This window comes from Prevotella heparinolytica, from assembly GCF_002998535.1.
GTDB classification, from domain to species: Bacteria; Bacteroidota; Bacteroidia; order Bacteroidales; family Bacteroidaceae; genus Bacteroides; species Bacteroides heparinolyticus.
The window spans coordinates 1,162,851-1,182,632 of record NZ_CP027234.1 but is presented as its reverse complement, the minus strand read 5'-3'; the positions used below and the strand labels follow the sequence as shown (position 1 = coordinate 1,182,632).

The window sequence follows — 19,782 nt, the reverse complement described above, 5'->3', positions numbered from 1 at the left end:
GTAAAACGTTTGCAAGTCCCCGATATGCTGAGGTTGAATCTCCTATTATTCTGCCGGTATCTTTTCTATTCTCCGTTGGTGACGTCCACCTTCAAACGGAGTAGTGAAGAACTTGGTCATGATTTCATCGGCCTCGTTGTTGGTGACGAAACGCCCCGGCATGACGAGTATGTTGGCATCGTTGTGTTGACGTGCCAGACCGGAAATCTCCGGTGTCCAGCACAAAGCGGCACGGATGTCTTGGTGTTTGTTCAATGTCATGTTGATACCGTTTCCGCTACCGCAAATGGCAATGCCGGGATAACACTCGCCGGCTTCGACAGCCAGTGCCAACGGATGGGCAAAATCGGGATAATCCACACTCTCCGGAGAGTAAGTTCCGAAGTCTTTGTATTCCCATCCTTTAGCCTCCAACCATTGCTTTACATATTGCTTCAGGGCATATCCGGCATGGTCGGAGCAGATTCCTATTGTCTTCATCGCAGCATCTCCTTTACTTGTTTGTAAACGTTTTCGGCCGTGAATCCGAGTTTCTCGTCCAGCACTTTGTAAGGAGCTGAAAAGCCGAATGATTCCAAGCCCCATACTTTGCCATGAAGACCTACCAATCCCTGCAAAGTTACAGGCAGGCCGGCAGTCAGACCGAACACTTTCACGTTGCCCGGAATGACGCTTTCCTGATAGCCGAGTACCTGGCTGCGGAATAGGCCTTCGGAAGGAGCGGAAACAATGCGAACCTTAATGCCGTCTTTACGCAACAGCTCGGTACCGGCCACTAACGTAGATACTTCGGAGCCCGATGCAACAAGAACTACATCCGGTTTCTCGTCCGAACCGGCTACGATGTAAGCGCCTTTGGCAGCTTGTTGGTAATCGTTTCCTGCGGGCAGATTGGCGATGTTCTGACGGGAGAAAATCAGTCCGGTCGGCGTAGTGGTATTCTCCATGGCCAGTTTCCATGCCACTGTGGTCTCTTCGGCATCTGCCGGGCGGAGTACCAGCATGGAGTTCTGTCTCTTGTGGTTCTTCAGTTTTTCCATCAGGCGGATTTGGGCTTCTTGTTCCACCGGTTCGTGAGTCGGGCCGTCTTCACCTACACGGAATGCGTCGTGAGTCCAGATAAATTTAACCGGAACTTCCATCAAGGCAGCCATACGTACGGCAGGTTTCATGTAGTCGGAGAATACGAAGAAAGTGCCGCATGCAGGGATAACGCCGCCATGCAGCGCCATGCCGATGCAGCAGCAGGCCATGGTCAGCTCGGCAACGCCGGCTTGGAAGAATGCGCCGCTGAAATCTCCTTTCTTGAAAGCGTGTGTCTTTTTCAGGAAGCCGTCGGTCTTATCGGAGTTGGAGAGGTCGGCGGATGCCACAATCATGTTTTCCACCTGAGTGGCAAGAGCACCGAGCACTGTGGCCGATGCGGCACGTGTGGCCGAGCCGGCTTTCTGCTCGATGGCTGCCCAGTTTACTTCGGGGGCTTTGCCGGAGAAGAACTGTTCCAGTTTGGCTGCCTTTTCCGGATTGGCTTTGGTCCAAGCTGCTTTGGCTGCATTCTTCTCGGCCATGATTTTCTTCAGTTCGGCTGTGCGTCTGGCATATAATTCGGCCACTTCGGGGAAAATGACGAACGGATTCGTCGGGTCGCCGCCCAGATTCTTGATGGTGTTGACGTAAGCGTCGCCGCCCAAAGGAGCACCGTGAGTGGCGCAGTCGGCTTCGTAGCTGCTGCCGTCGGCCTTGCGGGCGCCCTTGCCCATTACGGTGTGACCGATAATCAGTGTCGGATGCTCTTTTTCAGCCTTTGCTTCTTTCAGCGCGCCACGGATGGCATCGGGATCGTTACCGTTGATCGTGATAACTTTCCAGCCCCATGCCTCGTATTTCTTCGCAGTATCTTCGATGGTAACATCTTTTGTTTCGGTAGAAAGCTGAATGTCGTTGGCATCGTAGAACATGATGAGGTTGTCCAATCCCAGCGTACCGGCAATGCGCCCCGCACCTTGAGAAATTTCTTCTTGCACGCCTCCGTCGGAAATGTATGCGTAGATGGTTTGCGGCATCACTTCCTCGAAGCGGGCTTGCAGGAACTTGGCTGCAATGGCTGCACCTACGGCATAAGTATGTCCTTGTCCCAATGGACCGGAAGTGTTTTCAATGCCGCGCATGATATCGCGTTCGGGATGTCCCGGAGTGGGGCTTTCCCATTGGCGGAACTCTTTCAGTTCGTCCAAAGTGAATTTTCCGGTCAATGCCAGTTGGGAATAGAGCATCGGAGACATGTGTCCCGGGTCGAGGAAGAAACGGTCGCGGCCTTCCCAAGCGGGATTTTCAGGGTCGTATACCAGGAACTCGGAGAAAAGCACGTTCACAAAGTCGGCACCGCCCATGGCGCCACCGGGGTGTCCGGAGTTGGCCTTTTCAACCATAGAGGCGGCAAGGATGCGGATATTGTCCGCTGCACGGTTCATTAGTTTGTTGTCGTTCATATCGTTTATAATTAGTTTTTGAATGTCGGAAACAGACGGTTCTTTGCTTATCGGATTTTAATAAGGGCAAAGATAACTCTTTATGTGCAATTAGCAACACTGTCAGGAGGCCTTTTTTGCTGGCCTCCTTGTCTGCTTCATGTCAAAAATACATTAAGTAGGCTTGTTTGCTTTACTGTAAACCGGTTGTGCCTTATTGCAATTCAAGGGTGACAATGGATTTGGCGGGCAACTTGATTTTGAGTACACCTTTATTGACTTTTACCTCTTTGAACGGAGCTAACTTTACGTTATCGGGTTTTTCAAAAGAGTTGTAATCTGTCAGATTGGATGATGTCAGAATTTCGCCCACCGCTTTCTTGGCGTTTGTGCCCGACAGGTTGATGGTCACTTCCTGTGCTTGGTCGGCATCGATGTTGGACATAGAGATATGTATCTTGCCACTCTTGTCTCTTGAAGCGGTGGCGCTCAGCAGAGGCAGTTTACGGTTTTGGTTGCGTTCGCCTTCCAAGTTCATAACCTTGCAGCTTCCTTCAAGAGGAATATAAGTGGCATCCTGATGCACGTTGTACATTTTGAATACATAGTAGGTAGGGGTAAGCACCATTTCTTTGCCTTTAGTTAGAATCATGGATTGAAGTACGTTCACTATCTGGGCGATGTTTGCCATTTTCAGGCGGTCGGTGTATTTATGGAAGATGTCGAAGCTGAGGGAAGCCACAAAAGCATCGCGCAAGGTGTTCTGTTGATAGAGGTGTCCGCGTACGGTGCCGGGTTCCTCGTCCCACCAAGTGCCCCATTCATCGAGCAGTAACGCAACATGTTTCTGCTTGTCATACTCGTCCATAATGGCGATATGCTTTTTCAGGACATCTTCTATTTCGCGGCACTTGCCGAGTGTCCAGTAGTAATCGCCCTTGTCGAATTGCGTGGCCGAACCTTTGCTTCCGCTCCATCCGGTGACGGTGTAATAGTGCAGAGAGAGTCCGTGCATACCTCTGCCCACGCGGTCCATCAATACCTTTGTCCAGTTGTAATCGTAGTCGCTCGCACCGCTGGCTATCTTGAAGAGGCGGGTACTGTCGTAGTTACGGCAATAAGTGGAGTAGCGACGATAAAGGTCGGCATAATATTCGGGACGCATGCTTCCGCCGCAACCCCAGCTTTCGTTACCCACGCCGAGATATTTCACCTTCCATGCCTTGTCGCGTCCGTTTTGCCGGCGCAGACGTGCCATTGGAGAGTCGCCTTCCGAAGTCATGTATTCTACCCATTTGGCCAGTTCTTCCACGGTTCCGCTGCCTACGTTGCCGCTGATATAGGGTTCGCAGCCCAACATTTCGCAGAGGTTGAGGAACTCGTGTGTTCCGAAACTATTGTCTTCAATCGTTCCTCCCCAGTTGTTGTTTACCATTTTGGGACGTTTGTCTTTCGGGCCTATACCGTCCATCCAGTGATACTCATCGGCAAAACAGCCGCCCGGCCAGCGAAGAACCGGTATTTTCAGTTCTTTCAGCGCATTGAACACATCGGTACGGTAACCGTTGATATTGGGAATTTCAGAGTTTTCACCTACCCAAAGTCCGCCATAGATGCAGGTTCCCAAATGTTCGGCAAACTGGCCATAGATTTCCTTCGGGATGATTTGTTCGGCTTTATCGGCTTGCAGGGTAAGGGTTGCACTTTCTTGTGCTGATGCGGTAAGCGAAGCGGCAAGCATAAGGCCGCTGATGATAAGCTTGTTTCTCATGGGTGTTTCTTTTGGTTTTAAATTTCTACTTTTTATATGTAACTGCTGCTGTTTCGATAGGCAGTCCGGCCTTGTAATTCTCGATGTATGTGTTGAAGCCTGCCACCTCTTCGGCTGTAGGAGCTATTTCGACACCGGCTTCACCGGCAAATACCTTTTCTTCCAGAAAATCTGCCAGAGATTGTTTCTTCTCATTATTAACAAGATAAGAGCCGAGCAGGGCAATACCCCATGCACCGCCTTCGCCGGCTGTTTCCATAACGGAAATGGGCGAATTGATAGCTGCTGCAAGGATTCTTTGACCTACACCTTTCGTCTTGAACAGACCTCCATGCCCCGTGATTCTGTCGACCTTAACCTTCTCCTCTTTGAAAAGGATGTCATTACCGATTTTGAGCACTCCTACCGAAGCATGCAGGTGGGCTCTCATGAAGTTGGCAAGGCTGAACTTATCATTTGCCGAACGTACAAACAGAGGCCTTCCGTCGGCAAGTCCTGTTATCGGTTCGCCTGAGATATAGTTGTACGAAATGAGGCCTCCGCAATCTGCATCACCTTTCAATGCATGGTTATAGAGTTTCTCGTATATGAGGTTCATGTCTACGGGAATACCCAGCAACTCCTGATATTCTTTGAACAAGTTGATCCATGCGTTGAGGTCGGAGGTGCAATTGTTGCAGTGCACCATGGCTACAAGGCTTCCATCCGGAGTAGTAACCATATCGATCATCTCGTATGGTTTTGATAAATCTTTCTCTAAAACAATCATCGAGAAAGAAGACGTTCCCGCTGATACGTTTCCTGTGCGCTGCTTTACGGCATTGGTTGCAACCATGCCGGTGCCGGCATCTCCTTCGGGAGGACAAACCGGTATTCCTGCTTTCAGGTGTCCCGATACATCCAATCTCGCAGCTCCTTCCGTTGTGAGGAAGCCCGCATTTTCGCCGGCAAGCAATACCTTGGGAAGAATGTCCGATAATTTCCAGTCATATCCTTTGGGTTCAATCAAGCAATTGAATTTATCCACCATCTCGGCTGAATAATTCTTGGTGGTAGGGTCTATGGGGAGCATTCCCGAAGCATCGCCTATACCCAACACTTTCTTTCCCGTTATCTGCCAATGGATAAAACCGGCAAGAGTTGTCAGAAAATCGATTTCCTTCACATGTTCTTCATTATCCAGAATTGCCTGATACAGGTGAGAAATGCTCCATCTCAAGGGAATGTTATATACAAATAAGTCTGATAGAGCTGCCGCCGCCCGACCTGTATTGGTATTTCTCCATGTACGGAAAGGAACGAGAATCTCTTCTTTCTTATTAAATGCCATGTAACCATGCATCATGGCACTGACACCTATGGCGGCCAAAGACTCTATTTCTGTGTCATATAATTCTTTTACGTTCGAACGAAGGTCGGTGTAGCAATCTTGCAGTCCATGCCAGATGGCTTCTACGCTGTAAGTCCAAAGCCCGTCGACCAACTGATTTTCCCAAGTGTGGCTTCCTTGTGCAATGGGCTTGTTTTCTTGGTCGATCAGAACGGCTTTTATGCGTGTTGAGCCGAATTCGATGCCAAGAATGGCTTTGCCTGTTTCAATAGTTGATTTTGCATCTGTTTTCATATTGGAACCAAAATAATTAAGGTACAACAATTATTATAAATCCATAGAATCAGAAGTGCCCGGCGGTTCATTGCCACCGGCACTTCCGTTTTTATTTATGAGGCCGGTTGAATAATTAGCAAAGAGCCTTGTTAAGCATGTAGTACACCTCGTTCATGCGCAGTTCTTTCTTGAACTCGTTGATAGTGGTGTCCTTGTTGATATGCAACATCTCGATGCCGGAGATTTCGGCATAATCTTCCCAATATTCGGCTGTGAGGTCGTAGGAGAAGCAGGAGTGATGCGTGCCGCCTGCCAATATCCAAGCACCTGCGCCAATCTCGAAGTTGGGTTGCGGAATCCACAGCGCGCTGGCAACGGGCAATTTGGGCAGCGGTTTCGATTCGATGCATTCTACATCGTTCACAATGAGGCGGAAACGATTACCCAGGTCGACAATGGTAGCTGTGCAACCTTTGCGTGCTTTGCTGGTGAAGACAAGGCGTGCCGTCTGGCTTTTGCGGATACCGATGCCAAGGAAATGTACTTCCAAACGGGGTTTGCTATTGGCAATGAGCGGACAGATTTCCAGCATGTGCGATTGGAGGATGGAACTGTTTTCACCGTCAAAATTCAGCGTATAGTCTTCCAAGAAAGAGCATCCGTCAGGCAGCCCTTGATTCATTACCCAAACAGTACGGTAGAGAGCAGCCGATTTCCAGTCGCCCTCGGCACCGAAGCCGTAGCCTTCGGCCATCAGACGTTGCGAAGCCAATCCGGGAATCTGGTCGAATCCGTTACCGGTCTTGTCAACATCCACATCGCCCAAGTCGTCGAAATTGGTAGTAAATCCTTTGGCCCCTTTGGCTTTCAGGATGGCACGCAGGGCAACTTCGGCTTTGGCGGCATTCCAAACTTTGCGGTAGGCTTCGGAGGATTTATCTTCCAATTCGGCGTCGTGGTCGTATTCCTTGAAATAGGTGGCTACCATCGCTTCCACCTCTTCATCTTTTACTTGCTTCTGATAGGCCATCAGTTCGCTTACGGGACAGTAGTCCACGTGGTAGCCCATACGCTGTTCCGCTTCTACTTTGTCGCCATCGGTCACTGCCACATTATTCATCTGATCGCCGAAGCGTATAATCAACATGTCTTGTGCATCGGCCCATCCTGCACAAACACGCATCCATACGGCGATTTTATGCAATGTCTGTTCATCTTTCCAGTAACCTACCACTACTTTGCGGCGGATGCGCATACGGGTGCAGATGTGTCCGAATTCACGGTCGCCATGTGCACTCTGGTTCAGGTTCATGAAGTCCATGTCCATGGTGTCCCAAGGAATTTCTTTGTTGTATTGCGTGTGCAGGTGCAGCAACGGTTTCTTGAGTTGTTGCAAACCGTGAATCCACATCTTGGCAGGCGAGAAAGTGTGCATCCATGTGATGACGCCTATACATTTGTCATCGTTGTTGGCTGCTTTGAAGATAGTTTCCACCTCTTTAGAAGAGTTGGCCGTTCCTTTATATACTACCTTAACGGGAAGTTTGCCCGATTCATTCAAACCTTTTACCATTTCGGTGCTGTGTGCGTCTACCGCTACTACTGCGTCGCCTCCGTACAGGAGCTGTGCTCCGGTGACGAACCATACTTCGTATTGATTAAATAAGTTGTTCATACAATTTTCTTTTTTATAGTTAATATTTGTAGTTGTTATTTCTGTCCGTAATAAGCATTAGGCCCGTGCTTGCGGCTGAAGTGTTTTTCCACCAGCAGCGGGTTCATGGTCAGGTTGGGATTGGCGGCGTAGGCTATGCTTGCCATTTTGGCCACTTGTTCCATCACCACGGCATTGTGTACGGCATCGTGCGCATCCTTTCCCCAAGAGAAAGGCCCGTGGTTCTTTACGAGCACTCCCGGTGTGTGTACCGGATTCAGACCTTCGAAACGTTTTACGATGACATTTCCCGTTTCCTGTTCATATGCCCCTTTTACTTCGGCTTCCGTCATGTCTGCCGTGCAGGGAATGGCATCGTGGAAGTAGTCGGCATGGGTCGTTCCGATGTTGGGAATATCCAGTCCGGCTTGCGCCCAGGCGGTGGCATAGGTGGAGTGTGTGTGTACTACTCCTCCTATTTCAGGAAATGCCTGATAAAGTACCACGTGGGTGGGCGTGTCGGAAGAAGGTTTCAGCTTTCCCTCCACTACTTTGCCGTCGAGGTCAACAACAACCATGTCTTCCGCTTTCATCTCATCATAACTCACTCCACTGGGCTTAATGACCACCAGCCCGCTTTCGCGGTCGATGGCCGATACATTCCCCCAAGTGAAAATAACCAGTCCATGTTTCACCAATTCGAGATTGGCGTGAAAAACTTTTTCTTTCAGTGCTTCCAACATAATCAGAAGAATTTTGATTTGTGAATGAAGAGAAGGATGCTTATGGCATGACACCTCTTCATCCTTTATTTACAGTTTAAATTTCGGAGATTTGCGATATACTTTCTCGTTGAATTTATACAAAGCCGCACCTCGCTTGGAAGTGATTTTATCTATTTTGTTGGTTTTTTCCACGAAATTCATTTCGCTTATGCGTTTACGGAAGTTCCGCTTATCCATTTCTTCACCGAAAATAGCCTCGTACATCGTCTGCAACTGTGTTAAAGTGAAGAGTTTGGGCAGCAGGTTGAAGCCGATGGGTTCGGAGGAGGCTTTTTGTTGCATCAGGCTCAGTGCATTTTCCACCATCAACGGATGGTCGAAGATAAGCGGAGGCAGGTTTTTGATGTTTACCCAAAAAGCGTTGTGCTGATGTACCAAATCTTTGTCATACTCGTTGATATTGACTAATGCGTAATAGGCGATGGAGATGACCCGTTCGCCTGGATCGCGGTCGACTGTCCCATAGGAACCCACTTGTTCCATATACACATTATGTAATCCTGTCAGCTCCTTCAGGACTCGCTTGGCGGCATCATCCACGCTTTCATTTTCCTGTACAAAGCCGCCCATCAGCGACCATTCGCCCATTGCCGGTTTGAAGTTCCGTTTTAATAACAGCAGATGCAGTTCACCTTCGTGGAAACCGAAGATGATGCAATCTACACCCACATAGAATTTCGGGTTTGAACTATAATAATCACTCATCTTTTCCTTTTTTTATTATTTGTAAATTAAGTTCTTATTGTCAGATTCTTTCATTACCAAAAATACCAGTAGAAAATACCAGTAATGCCTAAAATAATGGCAGTATGGATGATGTCCCATTTGTTCCAGCTTGCCCGTGTGGTAGCTCTCTGTGCCGGGGTGGAAGTTCCGAATACCAATCCTTGTATCTTTTCTGCACCGGGTGCTTCTGTCATTAAGCTGACAATTATTACCACAATGATGCAGAACAGGAACATCCATCCGCAGAAGAACAACCAGTTCAAATCATAGAACAAATATTTGAATATATTATCGGCCGTTTCGCCGGCATTGCTGTAATATACTTTGGCTCCCAATCGGGTAAGACCTATAATCATACCGGCAATCAGTCCCCACATGCCGCCTTTGGCGGAAGTCCGTTTCCAGCAAATGCCGAGCAGGAATGCGGATGCAATACCCGGAGCCAATACCGACTGTACATCTTGCAGATAAGTATAAAGTACATCGCCTACGCTACGCATGATGGGAATCCAGAGAATACCCAATACCACTATCACCACGGTGGCCATCTGCCCGATACCTACCAGTTTCTTTTCCGGAGTGTTCGGCTTGAAGCGTTTGTAGAAGTCGATAGTGAACAGCATGGCCGAAGAGTTGAACAGAGATGCAAGCGAACTCATCAAGGCTGCGAGAATGCCGCAGACCACAAGTCCTTTGACTCCTGCCGGAAGCAGTTTGGCAACCAAAGTCGGGAAAGCGGCATCTGCGTTGGCGCTTCCATTGGCCAGCAAGGGCAAGAAACCTTCGCCGCCTGCACCAAGGTATTTCTGGTGCAAAGCAAAAGCAATCATACCCGGAATCAGGAACAGGAATACGGGCAACAGTTTGAGGTAAGCCCCGAAGATAGTTCCTCGACGTGCTTCCCGTTCATTCTTTCCGGAAAGGACGCGCTGTACGATAAACTGGTCTGTACACCAATACCAGAAACCGATGATGGCAGAACCTACCAATGCTCCCAACCATGGAAAGTCGGGGTCGTTATTGCTGCGGATAAGTTCGGTCATGGTATTTCCATGTTCGTTCACCGTGACGGCACCGCAGATGCGCATCATCTCGTCCCATCCTCCTAATTCTTTGAAGCCGAGCACAAGAATAATCAGCGAGCCTAACAACAGAATAGGTGTTTGAAGTACCGAAGTATAAAGCACGGACTTCATTCCTCCGAAAATGGTATAAAGTGCGGTCAACACTACCAGTCCGATGGCTGCAATCCAGAAGAAGTCGATACCCCAAAGCGTGTCAATACCGAATACTTGCTGAAATACCAGTCCGCCGGCATATACAGTCACCGCAACCTTGGTCAGCACGTAGCTGATTAATGAGATGACGGACAATATGGTACGTGATTGAGGGTTATAACGACGCTCCAGAAACTCAGGCATCGTATACACCATGCTTCGCGAATAGAACGGTACGAATACCCAACCGAGGATAAGAATCATCCATCCTTGTATTTCCCAGTGTGCCATTGCCATACCGCTTGATGCGCCGGCGCCGGCCAAACCTATCAAGTGTTCGGAACCGATGTTCGATGCGAAGATAGATGCGCCTATCGCAATCCATGTGGCGTCACGTCCGCCCAAGAAATAGTCTGCCGAGTCGTCCTGCTTTTGTCTTACAACCCAAACTATGATTCCTATTAAAGCCAGGAAGAAACCTCCAATGACTATCCAATCTAATGCTTCCATAAATATGATTTCAAAGTTATTGTTATTTCTCTACCGAGAATTTAAAGATACATTCACTGTTGTAAGTCTGTCCCGGTTCCAGAACGACGGAAGGCCATTCGGGCTTATTGGGGCTGTCGGGATAGTGTTGTGTTTCAAGGCATACGGAAGCGCGTTGATTATAGACGGTTCCTTTTTTTCCTTTCACTGTTCCGTCAAGGAAGTTGCCGGTGTAGACTTGGATGCCCGGTTCATTGGTGTAAACCTCCAGTGTGATGCCGCTTACAGGAGAAGTCAGCTTGGCCGCTATGCGGGTGATGTCGCCTTGTGTGTTCAATATCCAGTTATGGTCGTATCCGTTTCCGTTTTTCAGTTGGTCGAAGTCGAAGTTGGCAATATCTTGTCCCACGGCTTTAGGAGTGGTGAAATCCATGGGCGTATCTTTTACCGGAGCAATCTCTCCCGTGGTCATGAAGGTATTGTCTACCGGCGTATAAGTGTCGGCATTGACGTACAGAATATGGTCGGTGGCTGCTTGTGCCGGATTGCCGGATAAGTTGAAGTAGGAGTGATTGGTCATGTTGATAATCGTTGTCTTATCCGTGGTGGCGCTATACTTGATGTCGATGGCATTGTCTTCCGTCAGTTTGAAGAGAACTTTTGCCGTAACGTTTCCGGGGAAATTCTCATCACCATCCGGAGAGAAACGTGTCAGTTCCAATGAGGTTTCGTCAATCTGTTTGGCATCGAAAACCTGATATTGCCAGCCTTTCGGTCCGCCGTGCAGACAATGTCCGAAGTTATTTTGCGGCAGTTGGATGGTGTTGCCGTTCAGTACGATTCTTCCTTGGTTGATGCGGTTGGCATAGCGTCCGATGGAAGCGCCGAAGTCGCTGGGGATGTTGATGTAGTCGGCAATGCTGTCGAATCCCAATACCACGTCTTGCATGGTTCCGTTTTTATCGGGCACCATGACGGATACGATGCGTCCGCCGAAGTTGGTGATGCAGACTTCCATGCCGGCTTTGTTTTTCAAAGCATAAAGACCGGTTTGAGAGTCATTCACAGTAGTTTGAAAATCGGCAGGATTAAGCCCGGATAAAGTCGGCTTTGTTTCCGGTTTCCGGTTGCAGGATGCCAGCATCAGAGCGGCTATTCCCGCGAGTAAGAGTTGTTTGTTCATTGCTTAATGTTTTATATAAATGAGATATAAGCTTTTCTTGGGTGTAAAAATAACACTTTGCTTTGGTGTATGAGGAACACTTCTGTATGTTATGCAACATAAAATGCTCTTTTTTTGAATTTATTGCAAGTTTATCTCAGTTTTCGGCTGTGGAGGTAGCTTCTTTATAGTGCGGGCTTACCTTTCTTAAGGTGCGGGGGTATGCCCTCTAAAGTGTGGGCTTAGCCTCATTATGATGTGGGATTAGGCCGCTTCAAGTGTGGGCTTACGATTCGTCAAGTGTGTAGAGTGGGATTTCCGTTGTTGGTTTTCTGACCTTTCAAACGAAAGCCGGCAGCTTCTGCAAAGCCAACGGACAGGTGCGGAGATTCTTTTTTATAAAAAGCATGTCTTGTACTTTTCCGTGGTAGATCTAAGCTTAGCGGATAACAACAATAATTGTTCTATCGGTCAGACTCAAAGTATAAACTTCTTGGGTTCAAAGGAAAAAACCGTGTGTGACAAGGAGTAAACCTGTTCTCTGCCTGAATAAATCTCTGTTCGCGCCGTGCGAACAGAAATCCGCACGGTGCGAACAAACGTTCGAGAATAAAAGTGGAGCAGATTCCGAAGGCCGGATTGTGTAGGAAAATCAGTTGTCGGTTGGAAGATGTGGAGTTGTCGGGGGGTGAGAGCGCATTGCAAAACGATGAGGGGGGAGAAGAAGAAACTTCGGTCAACAACGGAGAAGTAGCGTACGATATATGGGTGTCATGGCTTTATCGGCCGGCTTCAGCCTGTCACAAAAGCATTTAATTGTCCTTCTGTGACAGGCTGTGTGAAATAATCAGCGAGTTTTTTTGCCCCAATATGTTTTATCTTTACTATATCCGGCATACACGATGGTATGTGTTCGCGGATTGGCTTCCCAATCAACCTCTCGTTGCAGGCAGACCTCTACACCGTTGCTGAAGCTGAGTATCTCGTTGGTGGCATCATACGTCCAAGTGGCGCCTTTCCAGCTACCCTCGGTCACTTTGTGGTCGGAGGAGAGAGTCATGTTGTCGGCCGTCTTCTGTTTACCGTAAGAGTAGGAGAGGTCGATATGCTCCCATTTTCCCGCCAATTCATTTTCCGTAATGGGCACTTTGGGTACTGCGCCGTAGCGTTCGGGCATAACTACCGGCCATCCGTCTTTTGTCCAGCGAATGGAACGGACATGCCCCATCATGATGGCATTGCTTGCATTGATGTTCGGTACGTCTTTCGGCAATCGACCTTGCGAAGCATAAAACCAGTTGCCTTTTCCGTCGTCGAATATGGCGCAATGTGCGAAACCTACCCATCCGTCGCTGTTATTGAATTTATAAGGATGGGTCACTACGGGAAGCATGTTGCCTCCGTTGGCGGTGAGGTCTGTGCCATCAATGCCGATATAGGGGCCGTTGATGTCTTTCGAACGGCACACACGTGTGTTGTAAGGAACATCCAAAGCATCGTAGGCCACAAACAGATAGTAATATCCGGTTTGGGCATTATAGATTACCTCCGCTCCTTCAGAGCCTTGCCAGCGGTTTCCCATTTGGCGGGTTACCAGCAGTTTTCCGTAAGGTGCAATGTCATTGGCTGTTCCCCACGGCTTGGGAAGCGTTGTTGCAGGTTTTCCGGTGTCGGCATCTATTTCTATGGAAACGATGCCGCTATGCCAAGAGCCGTAAATCAGATAATGTTTCCCGTTTTTATCTATAATGTAAGAAGGATCGATGGCATTCCATTTGAAATAGCAGTTAGCCCAATCATCGGGTTTTATCATGTAGTCCAATCCTTTGTCCGAAGCATTGGTGATGACGTAACCCTTGTCTTCCCAACCGTCGTTGTTTGCCGGGTTGTTGTTTTCCATCAGACCGATGAAAGCACGCTCTCCCCAGCTTTCAGGCCCATTGATATGTCCGGGAACAACAATGGAATAATACATTCTATACAGTCCGTCTTTTACTTTGCGTACACAAGGAGCCCAATAGCCGAAATTCGCTTCGGAGGGGGAGGCCTCTTCCAAACCCATGGCTTTGCGTATTTCATTTAATTTAGGTGTAATCCATGCAGGCAGCGATTTCATGGTTCCGCCCAAGTATTCCCAATTCACAAGATCCTTGGAGCGCCGCCCGTGGAAGTGTCCGCCTGCAGCGTGTGCATTTCCGTAGGAAGCATCGGTTTGGTACATATAATAATAACCGTCATCGGCAAGCACCACGCTGGGGTCGTGCACATTGGCCAAATTCCATTTATTGCGTTGGTTCCAATCGGCTATGTCTGTATAGTTGTCTGCATAGGTCGGAGGAACATAATCATTCAGTTCGGAAATCGTGCCTTGGGCATTGGTGGTAAATGAAACGTCATCGGAATAGATGACCCCGTTCGGATAGAGAGTGGCAAAGGCGCGTACATGATAATCGGTGTCGCTTTCCAAACTTGTCAAGCTTGCCGTCATTTTTCCGTTGTCGGGAGTTGTTTTCACCGTAGCGTCGTAGATGGTGGGGTTGATGGCCTTGCCATAACAGAAGCCATAGGTCATTACCCGTATTCTTCCAAAGTCAATATCTTCTTGGCAAACCGTTACTTCCGAAGTAACGGTTGCCGCTGGAACTGCAATATCGGTCACAGTAGGTGTGCTCAGTTTCAGTTCGCCGGAGTTATTATCATTGTCATCGCAGGATGCCATGCCTATAAACAGTGCGCATCCCAATGCGAGGAGATTGAGCCATTTTATCAGTTTCATACTTTTCCTGTTTTTATTGTTCGGTCGTAGTGTTTTCTGTTTCAGAAGAAGCTGTCAGCTCCCAGCCTGCATTCTGTTTCAGTTTGGGCAGACGTTTGATTTCCGCATCGGGTATCGGGAAATAATAGTTCTTCGGGCTGCTGAAAGCACGGGCCTTGTACAAGTCGGAACTTCCATAAGTATATATAGTTGAGCTACCCGGATTTACCTGTACACCATATATATTATATACCTGTTTGTAGCGCGGCTCGTTTCGTTCGTTCGATGCGCTCTTCCCTTCAAACAGTTCCCAACGGCGTTCGTCAAAGAAACGATGGTCTTCAAAGCACAGTTCGATGCGGCGTTCGTTACGGATGCGTTCACGCAGTTGCTCTTGCGTCATGCCTTTATAGGCAGGCATACCCACACGGGCACGCACCTGATTCACATATTGATAGGCATTGTCCGGACCCTGGGCTTCGTTGATGGCTTCGGCGGCATTCAGCAGCACTTCGGCATAACGGAAGATGGGGCAGGCGTGCGTATATAGTTTGGGACTCTTGAACGACATGTTGTGCAGGAACTTTTTGGTATAATATCCGGTTACCGTGCCACCATGCAGCGCCTTATAGTCTTTACCGCTGCCGTATGTGATGTCCACTTCCCGTTCTTCCGACTCGTTGGCGTCTCCCCATATCGAGCCGTGATGCAGAATGGTTTGTTCCAGACGCGGGTCGCGGTTGGCATATGGATTTTGTGGGTCATAAGAAGGATCTTGATCAATAGGCTTCCCGTTGATGGTTTCATAGCTGTCCACTAAATTCTGGGTCGGGTTGGTGCGGCCCACGGCATTGGCCGAACCGCTGAATCCACAAGGAGTTAAGAACAATTCTATTTCCCGCGTATTGGTCCACTCCGACCGGCAGAGGATAAACTCATTATTCAGGTGCGGGGGAGTAGGGTCTGAAACGAAGCATTCATAATAATTCTTTTCGGGATTATTATCGGCAGTTGTATACAGACGATAGGGATTGCTCTGCTGATTGTTCTTTGCGAAGAAAGCCGTGGCGGCATCGGCTGCTGCCTGCCATCTGCTTTTATCGTTGGAAGGGTTGTTCAGGGCCGAGGCTCTGTAGAGCAGCGCTCTTGCCTTCAGCGCATACGCGGAGGCACCGTTCAGACGTCCCCAGTTCAAGTCTTCTTGCTTGTAGCGGAAGGGGAGCACGTCTTTCACTTTGTCGCATTCGTCGGCTATCCATTGCAATGCTTCGGCGGCATCGGTACGGGGCAGGTTCATGGCTTCCGGATTGGTATAATCGAAGATGATGGGTTTACCCTCTTCGTTTTCGCCCAATATGGGGATGGCTCCGAAATAGCTCACCAAATCGAAGTGGAAGATGGCGCGGAGCAGTTTGGCTTCAGCGACGTAACGGTCGTACAAGCGGTTGTCGTCATTATCCGTCTCCTTGTTCTTGATGACGCTTTCTTTGGCATACGTAAGGAAGGTGTTGGCGGCACGAATGCCTCTGAAGTTCTTTTCCCAGTAGTTTTGGGCAAACCAATGGTTGGTGGCCGAATAGCTGTCTGCAAGTACGGCATGATAGCGATGCACATTCCAGAAAGAGATGGCATTGTCCGTCATGCAGTCGCGCGAGGCGCCCAAGAATTGTCCGTCGTTATAGCCGGCAAAAGCATCAGGCAAGTAACTGTATATGTTGGCCAGATTGCCCCGTGTATTTTCAAATTTATTGAATACGTCTTCCGGTCCGAGTGCTAAGTCTACTTCTTTGTCGAGGAAGTCGCTGCAAGCGGTGAAATTTACTGCAAGCAGGGCTACTGTCATGTATTTAATATATTTCTTCATACGTCTTGTTTTAAAGTTTTCAACATAAAGGTCAGAATCCCACATTGATGCCGAAGGTGAATGTACGGGTCTTCGGATACCACCAGCAATAACTCATCGGTTTTTCCGGGTCGATGCCGTTGGGCATGCTGTCCCAAGTATAGAGGTTATACCCGCTGAAGTAAACACGGCACTTCGTCAGATTGGCTTTGGCTATCAGTTTTTTCGGCAGTGAATATCCCACTTCGATGTTGCGCAGCGAGAGGAAATTTCCGTTCACAATCCAGATATCGTTCTGATAAGTACCGCTGTCTCGGTCAGAATCGATGGCATTGTATCCGCCATATACCGGACGAGGATAAGTGGCGTTTACGTTGCGCGGGTCTGTCGGATCATCGGTGTAGTAACCCCAGCTTTTCACAACCTCGTGCGTGCCTTGGTTGCCCCATCCGGACCAAGAGATGGCGGGTGAGAAGAATACGTCGCGGTTCAGGTAGGCGGTCAATACGGCACGGGCATCCAATCCTTTCCACTCAAAACCTAAGTTCAGCGTAGGGATGAGTTCCGGAATAATGGTGTAGGTGTCCGGAATCATATCGTTCGAGTCTATCTGACGGTCGCCGTTCAGGTCTCTGAACACGGCAGTGCCCAATCGTTGATTACCGTTGGAAGAGGTGTGATAAGGATACTTTTCCGGGTGGTCGATGGCATCCTGCTGGCTGGTGGCAATCAGGTTGGGGTCGGCAGCCCATTGTACGAATTTATAGCGATTCCAGCCACCCACCGTATTGTTGAACGGTGCTTCGTAAAGGCTGGCTACGGATGTGTAGTCTAAAATACGGTTGCCCGTTTTGCGTTGCCAAGGTACGTTGGGTTCTGTTTCGTCCATCTCGGTAATTTTATTGGTGTTGTAAGTCAGCATTCCTTCTACATAGAAATTGAAGTTTCCGATGTGGTTACGGTGTCCCAATGTCGCTTCAAAACCTTTTGTCTCGGCCTTTCCATAGGAGTCTTGAGCCACGGATATGCCCAAGATGCTGGGAACGCTGGAGCGTGTCACCAGAATATTGGAACGCCATTCTTTGAAGACGTCAATCTGTCCGTAGAGTTTTTTCTTCCAAAAGTCGAAGTCCAGGCCGATGTTCAACATATCGGAGATTTCCCAAATGTTGTTGGCATTTCCTGCCATTGTCTCTGCAAAACCATTAATGTATGTGCTGTTACTGTAACCGAACCCGTAGCCGGTGGCTGTGCCATACGTGTTTTGGTAAGGATAACGGCCGGAACCGGTATTGGCTTGTCCCGAACGTCCGTAAGAAGCACGCAGTTTCAAGAGTTCGATGTGTTTGTTGTTTCTCAACCAAGATTCTTTAGAAGCCACCCAGCCGAGCGAGCCTCCATAGAACGTTCCCCAACGGCTGTCTTCACGGAAATTGTCGCTGCCCATGCGCGAGATATTGGCTGAGAGCAGGTAACGGTTATTATAGTTGTAATTCAACTGCCCGTTGTATGATAAATAACGGTTCGAAGAGTTGTATTGGGCGTTGTTGGCTTCTTGCACGTTGATTTGGTTGCGATAGGCACGCGCAAAAGCACGGACACCTATATTATGCTTGCCGATGCTCTTTTCGTAGCTTAACCCACCCATCAGGTTCAGGTTGTAGTAGTGGGCACGTTGGTTGCCTTTTGCTCCTGAAGTATAATGTAGCGCTTGGTACGAACTGAATTTATTGTACTTAATTTTCGAAACATCGTCCACATCCAGATTCAGGTAATCGTAGTTATACGAGTTTACGTTGTTGGCTTGCGAAGTTTCAAATACTTCATAAGAGTCGAAGCTGACGGTGGCATTTACTTTCAGTCCCTGCAGGATGGCACTCAAATCTCCGTTGATGTTCAAAGTAGAGTAAAGGTTACGGCGACGGTTGCTTTCCTTACCGGAAGCGGCCAACAGCTTTCCTGCATTTTCCACACCGGCTTTAGCGAAGATTTCTCCATTGGGGCAGAATACAGGAGCGGTGGGATCACACTCCACGGCGCCGAAAGTGATGAGGCTGAACACACCGGTCAATGGTTGTTGGATGTTGTCGATACGTCCGCCTAAGTCCAGCGATACATTCAGGAATTTGGTTACATCGATGTCCAGATTGGAGCGGAGATTCCATCGGTTCAGTGTATGCCCCGTGTTGTAATCTTTGTTGTAGTCAGTCCATTTATCGTTCCACATGCCTTCCTGACGCAGGTAGGAGAACGACACATAGTAGCGGGCACGGTCGTTACCACCGCTTACCTGCAAGTTGGTTTTATAAGTAGGTGCGGTTTCCCGATACAGTTCGTCGAACCAGTTTGTGTTGAAGTATTTGTATTTATCCATTCCCTCCAGTTCTTCACCGTTGCATACACGACGATACTTCTCAATCTGTTCGTCCGTGTACATCGGTTGGTCGCCATTCAGGTACTTCACCCGGTTGCGTGTCAGAGCCATGTTATATGCATTTTGGTTTTCCATTTTGTTGCTCAGCATCTGGAAACCCACTTCTTGCGTGAAGTCTACTCGGGTTTTACCGGCCTCGCCTCGTTTGGTTGTCACGATAATGGCGCCGTTTGCTCCGCGCATACCGTAAATGGCCGTTGCCGCCGCATCTTTCAAAATGGTGATATTCTCGATGGGGAAAGCATCGAGGAATGAGAGGTCGCGTTCCACATTATCCACCATCACCAACGGAGCGCGGGCATTGCTGTTCATAGTGCGGATACCGCGGATATACATGGCCGATTCCGTCCATCCCGGTTCACTGGACCATTCATAAGTCTGTACGCCGTTTACGGTGGAGGTGAATGCGTTCTGCAACACGGTGATGGGGTGCTTCTGGAGTTCTTCTCCCGTTACCACGGAGGTGGCTTCCGTCAGCAGTTTCCTGGCTTTGCGTCCGAAAGGTACCGGTGTGGTATGTAGATACTCATCTAAATCGGAGGCCAGCTCTACTTTGAACTCGTCGCTGAACTCTACGGGTACTTGCGCATTCTTGTAACCGACGCTGCTGATGCAGATCTCATCGGTCAGTTTTACACCTTTCAGGATGAAGTTCCCGTCTTTGTCGGTCAGGACAATGCGACTCTGTTCTGCTATGTTCACCACCGCACCGACAATGGGATTGCCTTCGCTGTCTATAACACGGCCTTTCAATGTTTGCTCGCTTTGTGCCCATATGGCGGTGGCTACAAAGAGCAAGACTACCGGCATCAGGGCTTTGCCTGCATCTGCCATTCTTTTTATGATGTGATTCATTTTATACATATGCTGTT

General features: G+C 48.7%; 12 protein-coding genes. All 12 read right to left on the bottom strand.

All coding sequences use genetic code 11. From position 1 onward, the window contains the following. Nucleotides 1-45 precede the first annotated feature (45 nt). The 12 genes from rpiB to C3V43_RS04815 all read right to left on the bottom strand — a co-directional run bounded on the left by rpiB (nt 46) and on the right by C3V43_RS04815 (nt 19,774). Entirely contained in the window at nt 46-480 is a 435-nt protein-coding gene (gene rpiB, locus C3V43_RS04870; RefSeq protein ID WP_106068832.1) for a ribose 5-phosphate isomerase B, read from the bottom strand. Next, the gene (locus C3V43_RS04865; protein ID WP_106068831.1) at nt 477-2,489 is read right to left on the bottom strand and encodes a transketolase family protein; all 2,013 of its coding nucleotides are present in this window, start codon (nt 2,487-2,489) and stop codon (nt 477-479) included. The genes rpiB and C3V43_RS04865 overlap by 4 nt, the downstream gene beginning before the upstream one ends. A 193-nt stretch (nt 2,490-2,682) precedes the next feature. Further along, nucleotides 2,683-4,239, bottom strand: a complete 1,557-nt coding sequence (locus tag C3V43_RS04860; protein WP_106068830.1) for an alpha-N-arabinofuranosidase — start codon at nt 4,237-4,239, stop codon at nt 2,683-2,685. A gap of 25 nt (nt 4,240-4,264) precedes the next feature. Then, complete coding sequence (locus tag C3V43_RS04855) at nt 4,265-5,863, bottom strand: xylulokinase (protein ID WP_106068829.1); 1,599 nt, start codon at nt 5,861-5,863, stop codon at nt 4,265-4,267. A 115-nt stretch (nt 5,864-5,978) separates the two neighbouring features. Next, the gene (gene araA, locus C3V43_RS04850) at nt 5,979-7,520 is read right to left on the bottom strand and encodes an L-arabinose isomerase (RefSeq protein WP_106068828.1); all 1,542 of its coding nucleotides are present in this window, start codon (nt 7,518-7,520) and stop codon (nt 5,979-5,981) included. Between the two features lie 35 nt (nt 7,521-7,555). Continuing rightward, the gene (locus C3V43_RS04845) at nt 7,556-8,242 is read right to left on the bottom strand and encodes an L-ribulose-5-phosphate 4-epimerase (RefSeq protein ID WP_106068827.1); all 687 of its coding nucleotides are present in this window, start codon (nt 8,240-8,242) and stop codon (nt 7,556-7,558) included. A 69-nt stretch (nt 8,243-8,311) separates the two neighbouring features. After that, nucleotides 8,312-8,989 (bottom strand): NUDIX hydrolase, encoded by a 678-nt coding sequence (locus C3V43_RS04840; RefSeq protein WP_106068826.1) that lies wholly within the window; start codon nt 8,987-8,989, stop codon nt 8,312-8,314. 53 nt (nt 8,990-9,042) lie between these two features. Continuing rightward, on the bottom strand, nt 9,043-10,737 hold the full coding sequence (locus C3V43_RS04835; protein WP_106068825.1) for a sodium:solute symporter: 1,695 nt from the start codon (nt 10,735-10,737) through the stop codon (nt 9,043-9,045). Between the two features lie 22 nt (nt 10,738-10,759). Beyond that, complete coding sequence (locus C3V43_RS04830) at nt 10,760-11,899, bottom strand: aldose epimerase family protein (RefSeq protein WP_106068824.1); 1,140 nt, start codon at nt 11,897-11,899, stop codon at nt 10,760-10,762. Nucleotides 11,900-12,725: 826 nt separating this feature from the next. Continuing rightward, entirely contained in the window at nt 12,726-14,654 is a 1,929-nt protein-coding gene (locus C3V43_RS04825) for an arabinan endo-1,5-alpha-L-arabinosidase (RefSeq protein WP_106068823.1), read from the bottom strand. Between the two features lie 13 nt (nt 14,655-14,667). Next, nucleotides 14,668-16,497: a RagB/SusD family nutrient uptake outer membrane protein gene (locus C3V43_RS04820; RefSeq protein WP_106068822.1), complete on the bottom strand. Its 1,830-nt coding sequence runs from the start codon at nt 16,495-16,497 to the stop codon at nt 14,668-14,670. Between the two features lie 31 nt (nt 16,498-16,528). Continuing rightward, nucleotides 16,529-19,774, bottom strand: coding sequence for a SusC/RagA family TonB-linked outer membrane protein (locus C3V43_RS04815; protein WP_106068821.1), 3,246 nt, complete (start codon nt 19,772-19,774; stop codon nt 16,529-16,531). Nucleotides 19,775-19,782 lie beyond the last annotated feature (8 nt).

Excerpts from the sequence above, each read along its gene's own strand:
- C3V43_RS04855 (WP_106068829.1), bottom strand. The coding sequence starts at position 5,863 with ATGAAAACAGATGCAAAATCAACTATTGAAACAGGCAAAGCCATTCTT.
- C3V43_RS04835 (WP_106068825.1), bottom strand. The coding sequence starts at position 10,737 with ATGGAAGCATTAGATTGGATAGTCATTGGAGGTTTCTTCCTGGCTTTA.
- rpiB (WP_106068832.1), bottom strand. The coding sequence starts at position 480 with ATGAAGACAATAGGAATCTGCTCCGACCATGCCGGATATGCCCTGAAG.
- C3V43_RS04830 (WP_106068824.1), bottom strand. The coding sequence starts at position 11,899 with ATGAACAAACAACTCTTACTCGCGGGAATAGCCGCTCTGATGCTGGCA.
- C3V43_RS04845 (WP_106068827.1), bottom strand. The coding sequence starts at position 8,242 with ATGTTGGAAGCACTGAAAGAAAAAGTTTTTCACGCCAATCTCGAATTG.
- C3V43_RS04825 (WP_106068823.1), bottom strand. The coding sequence starts at position 14,654 with ATGAAACTGATAAAATGGCTCAATCTCCTCGCATTGGGATGCGCACTG.
- C3V43_RS04820 (WP_106068822.1), bottom strand. The coding sequence starts at position 16,497 with ATGAAGAAATATATTAAATACATGACAGTAGCCCTGCTTGCAGTAAAT.
- C3V43_RS04840 (WP_106068826.1), bottom strand. The coding sequence starts at position 8,989 with ATGAGTGATTATTATAGTTCAAACCCGAAATTCTATGTGGGTGTAGAT.
- C3V43_RS04865 (WP_106068831.1), bottom strand. The coding sequence starts at position 2,489 with ATGAACGACAACAAACTAATGAACCGTGCAGCGGACAATATCCGCATC.
- C3V43_RS04815 (WP_106068821.1), bottom strand. The coding sequence starts at position 19,774 with ATGTATAAAATGAATCACATCATAAAAAGAATGGCAGATGCAGGCAAA.
- araA (WP_106068828.1), bottom strand. The coding sequence starts at position 7,520 with ATGAACAACTTATTTAATCAATACGAAGTATGGTTCGTCACCGGAGCA.
- C3V43_RS04860 (WP_106068830.1), bottom strand. The coding sequence starts at position 4,239 with ATGAGAAACAAGCTTATCATCAGCGGCCTTATGCTTGCCGCTTCGCTT.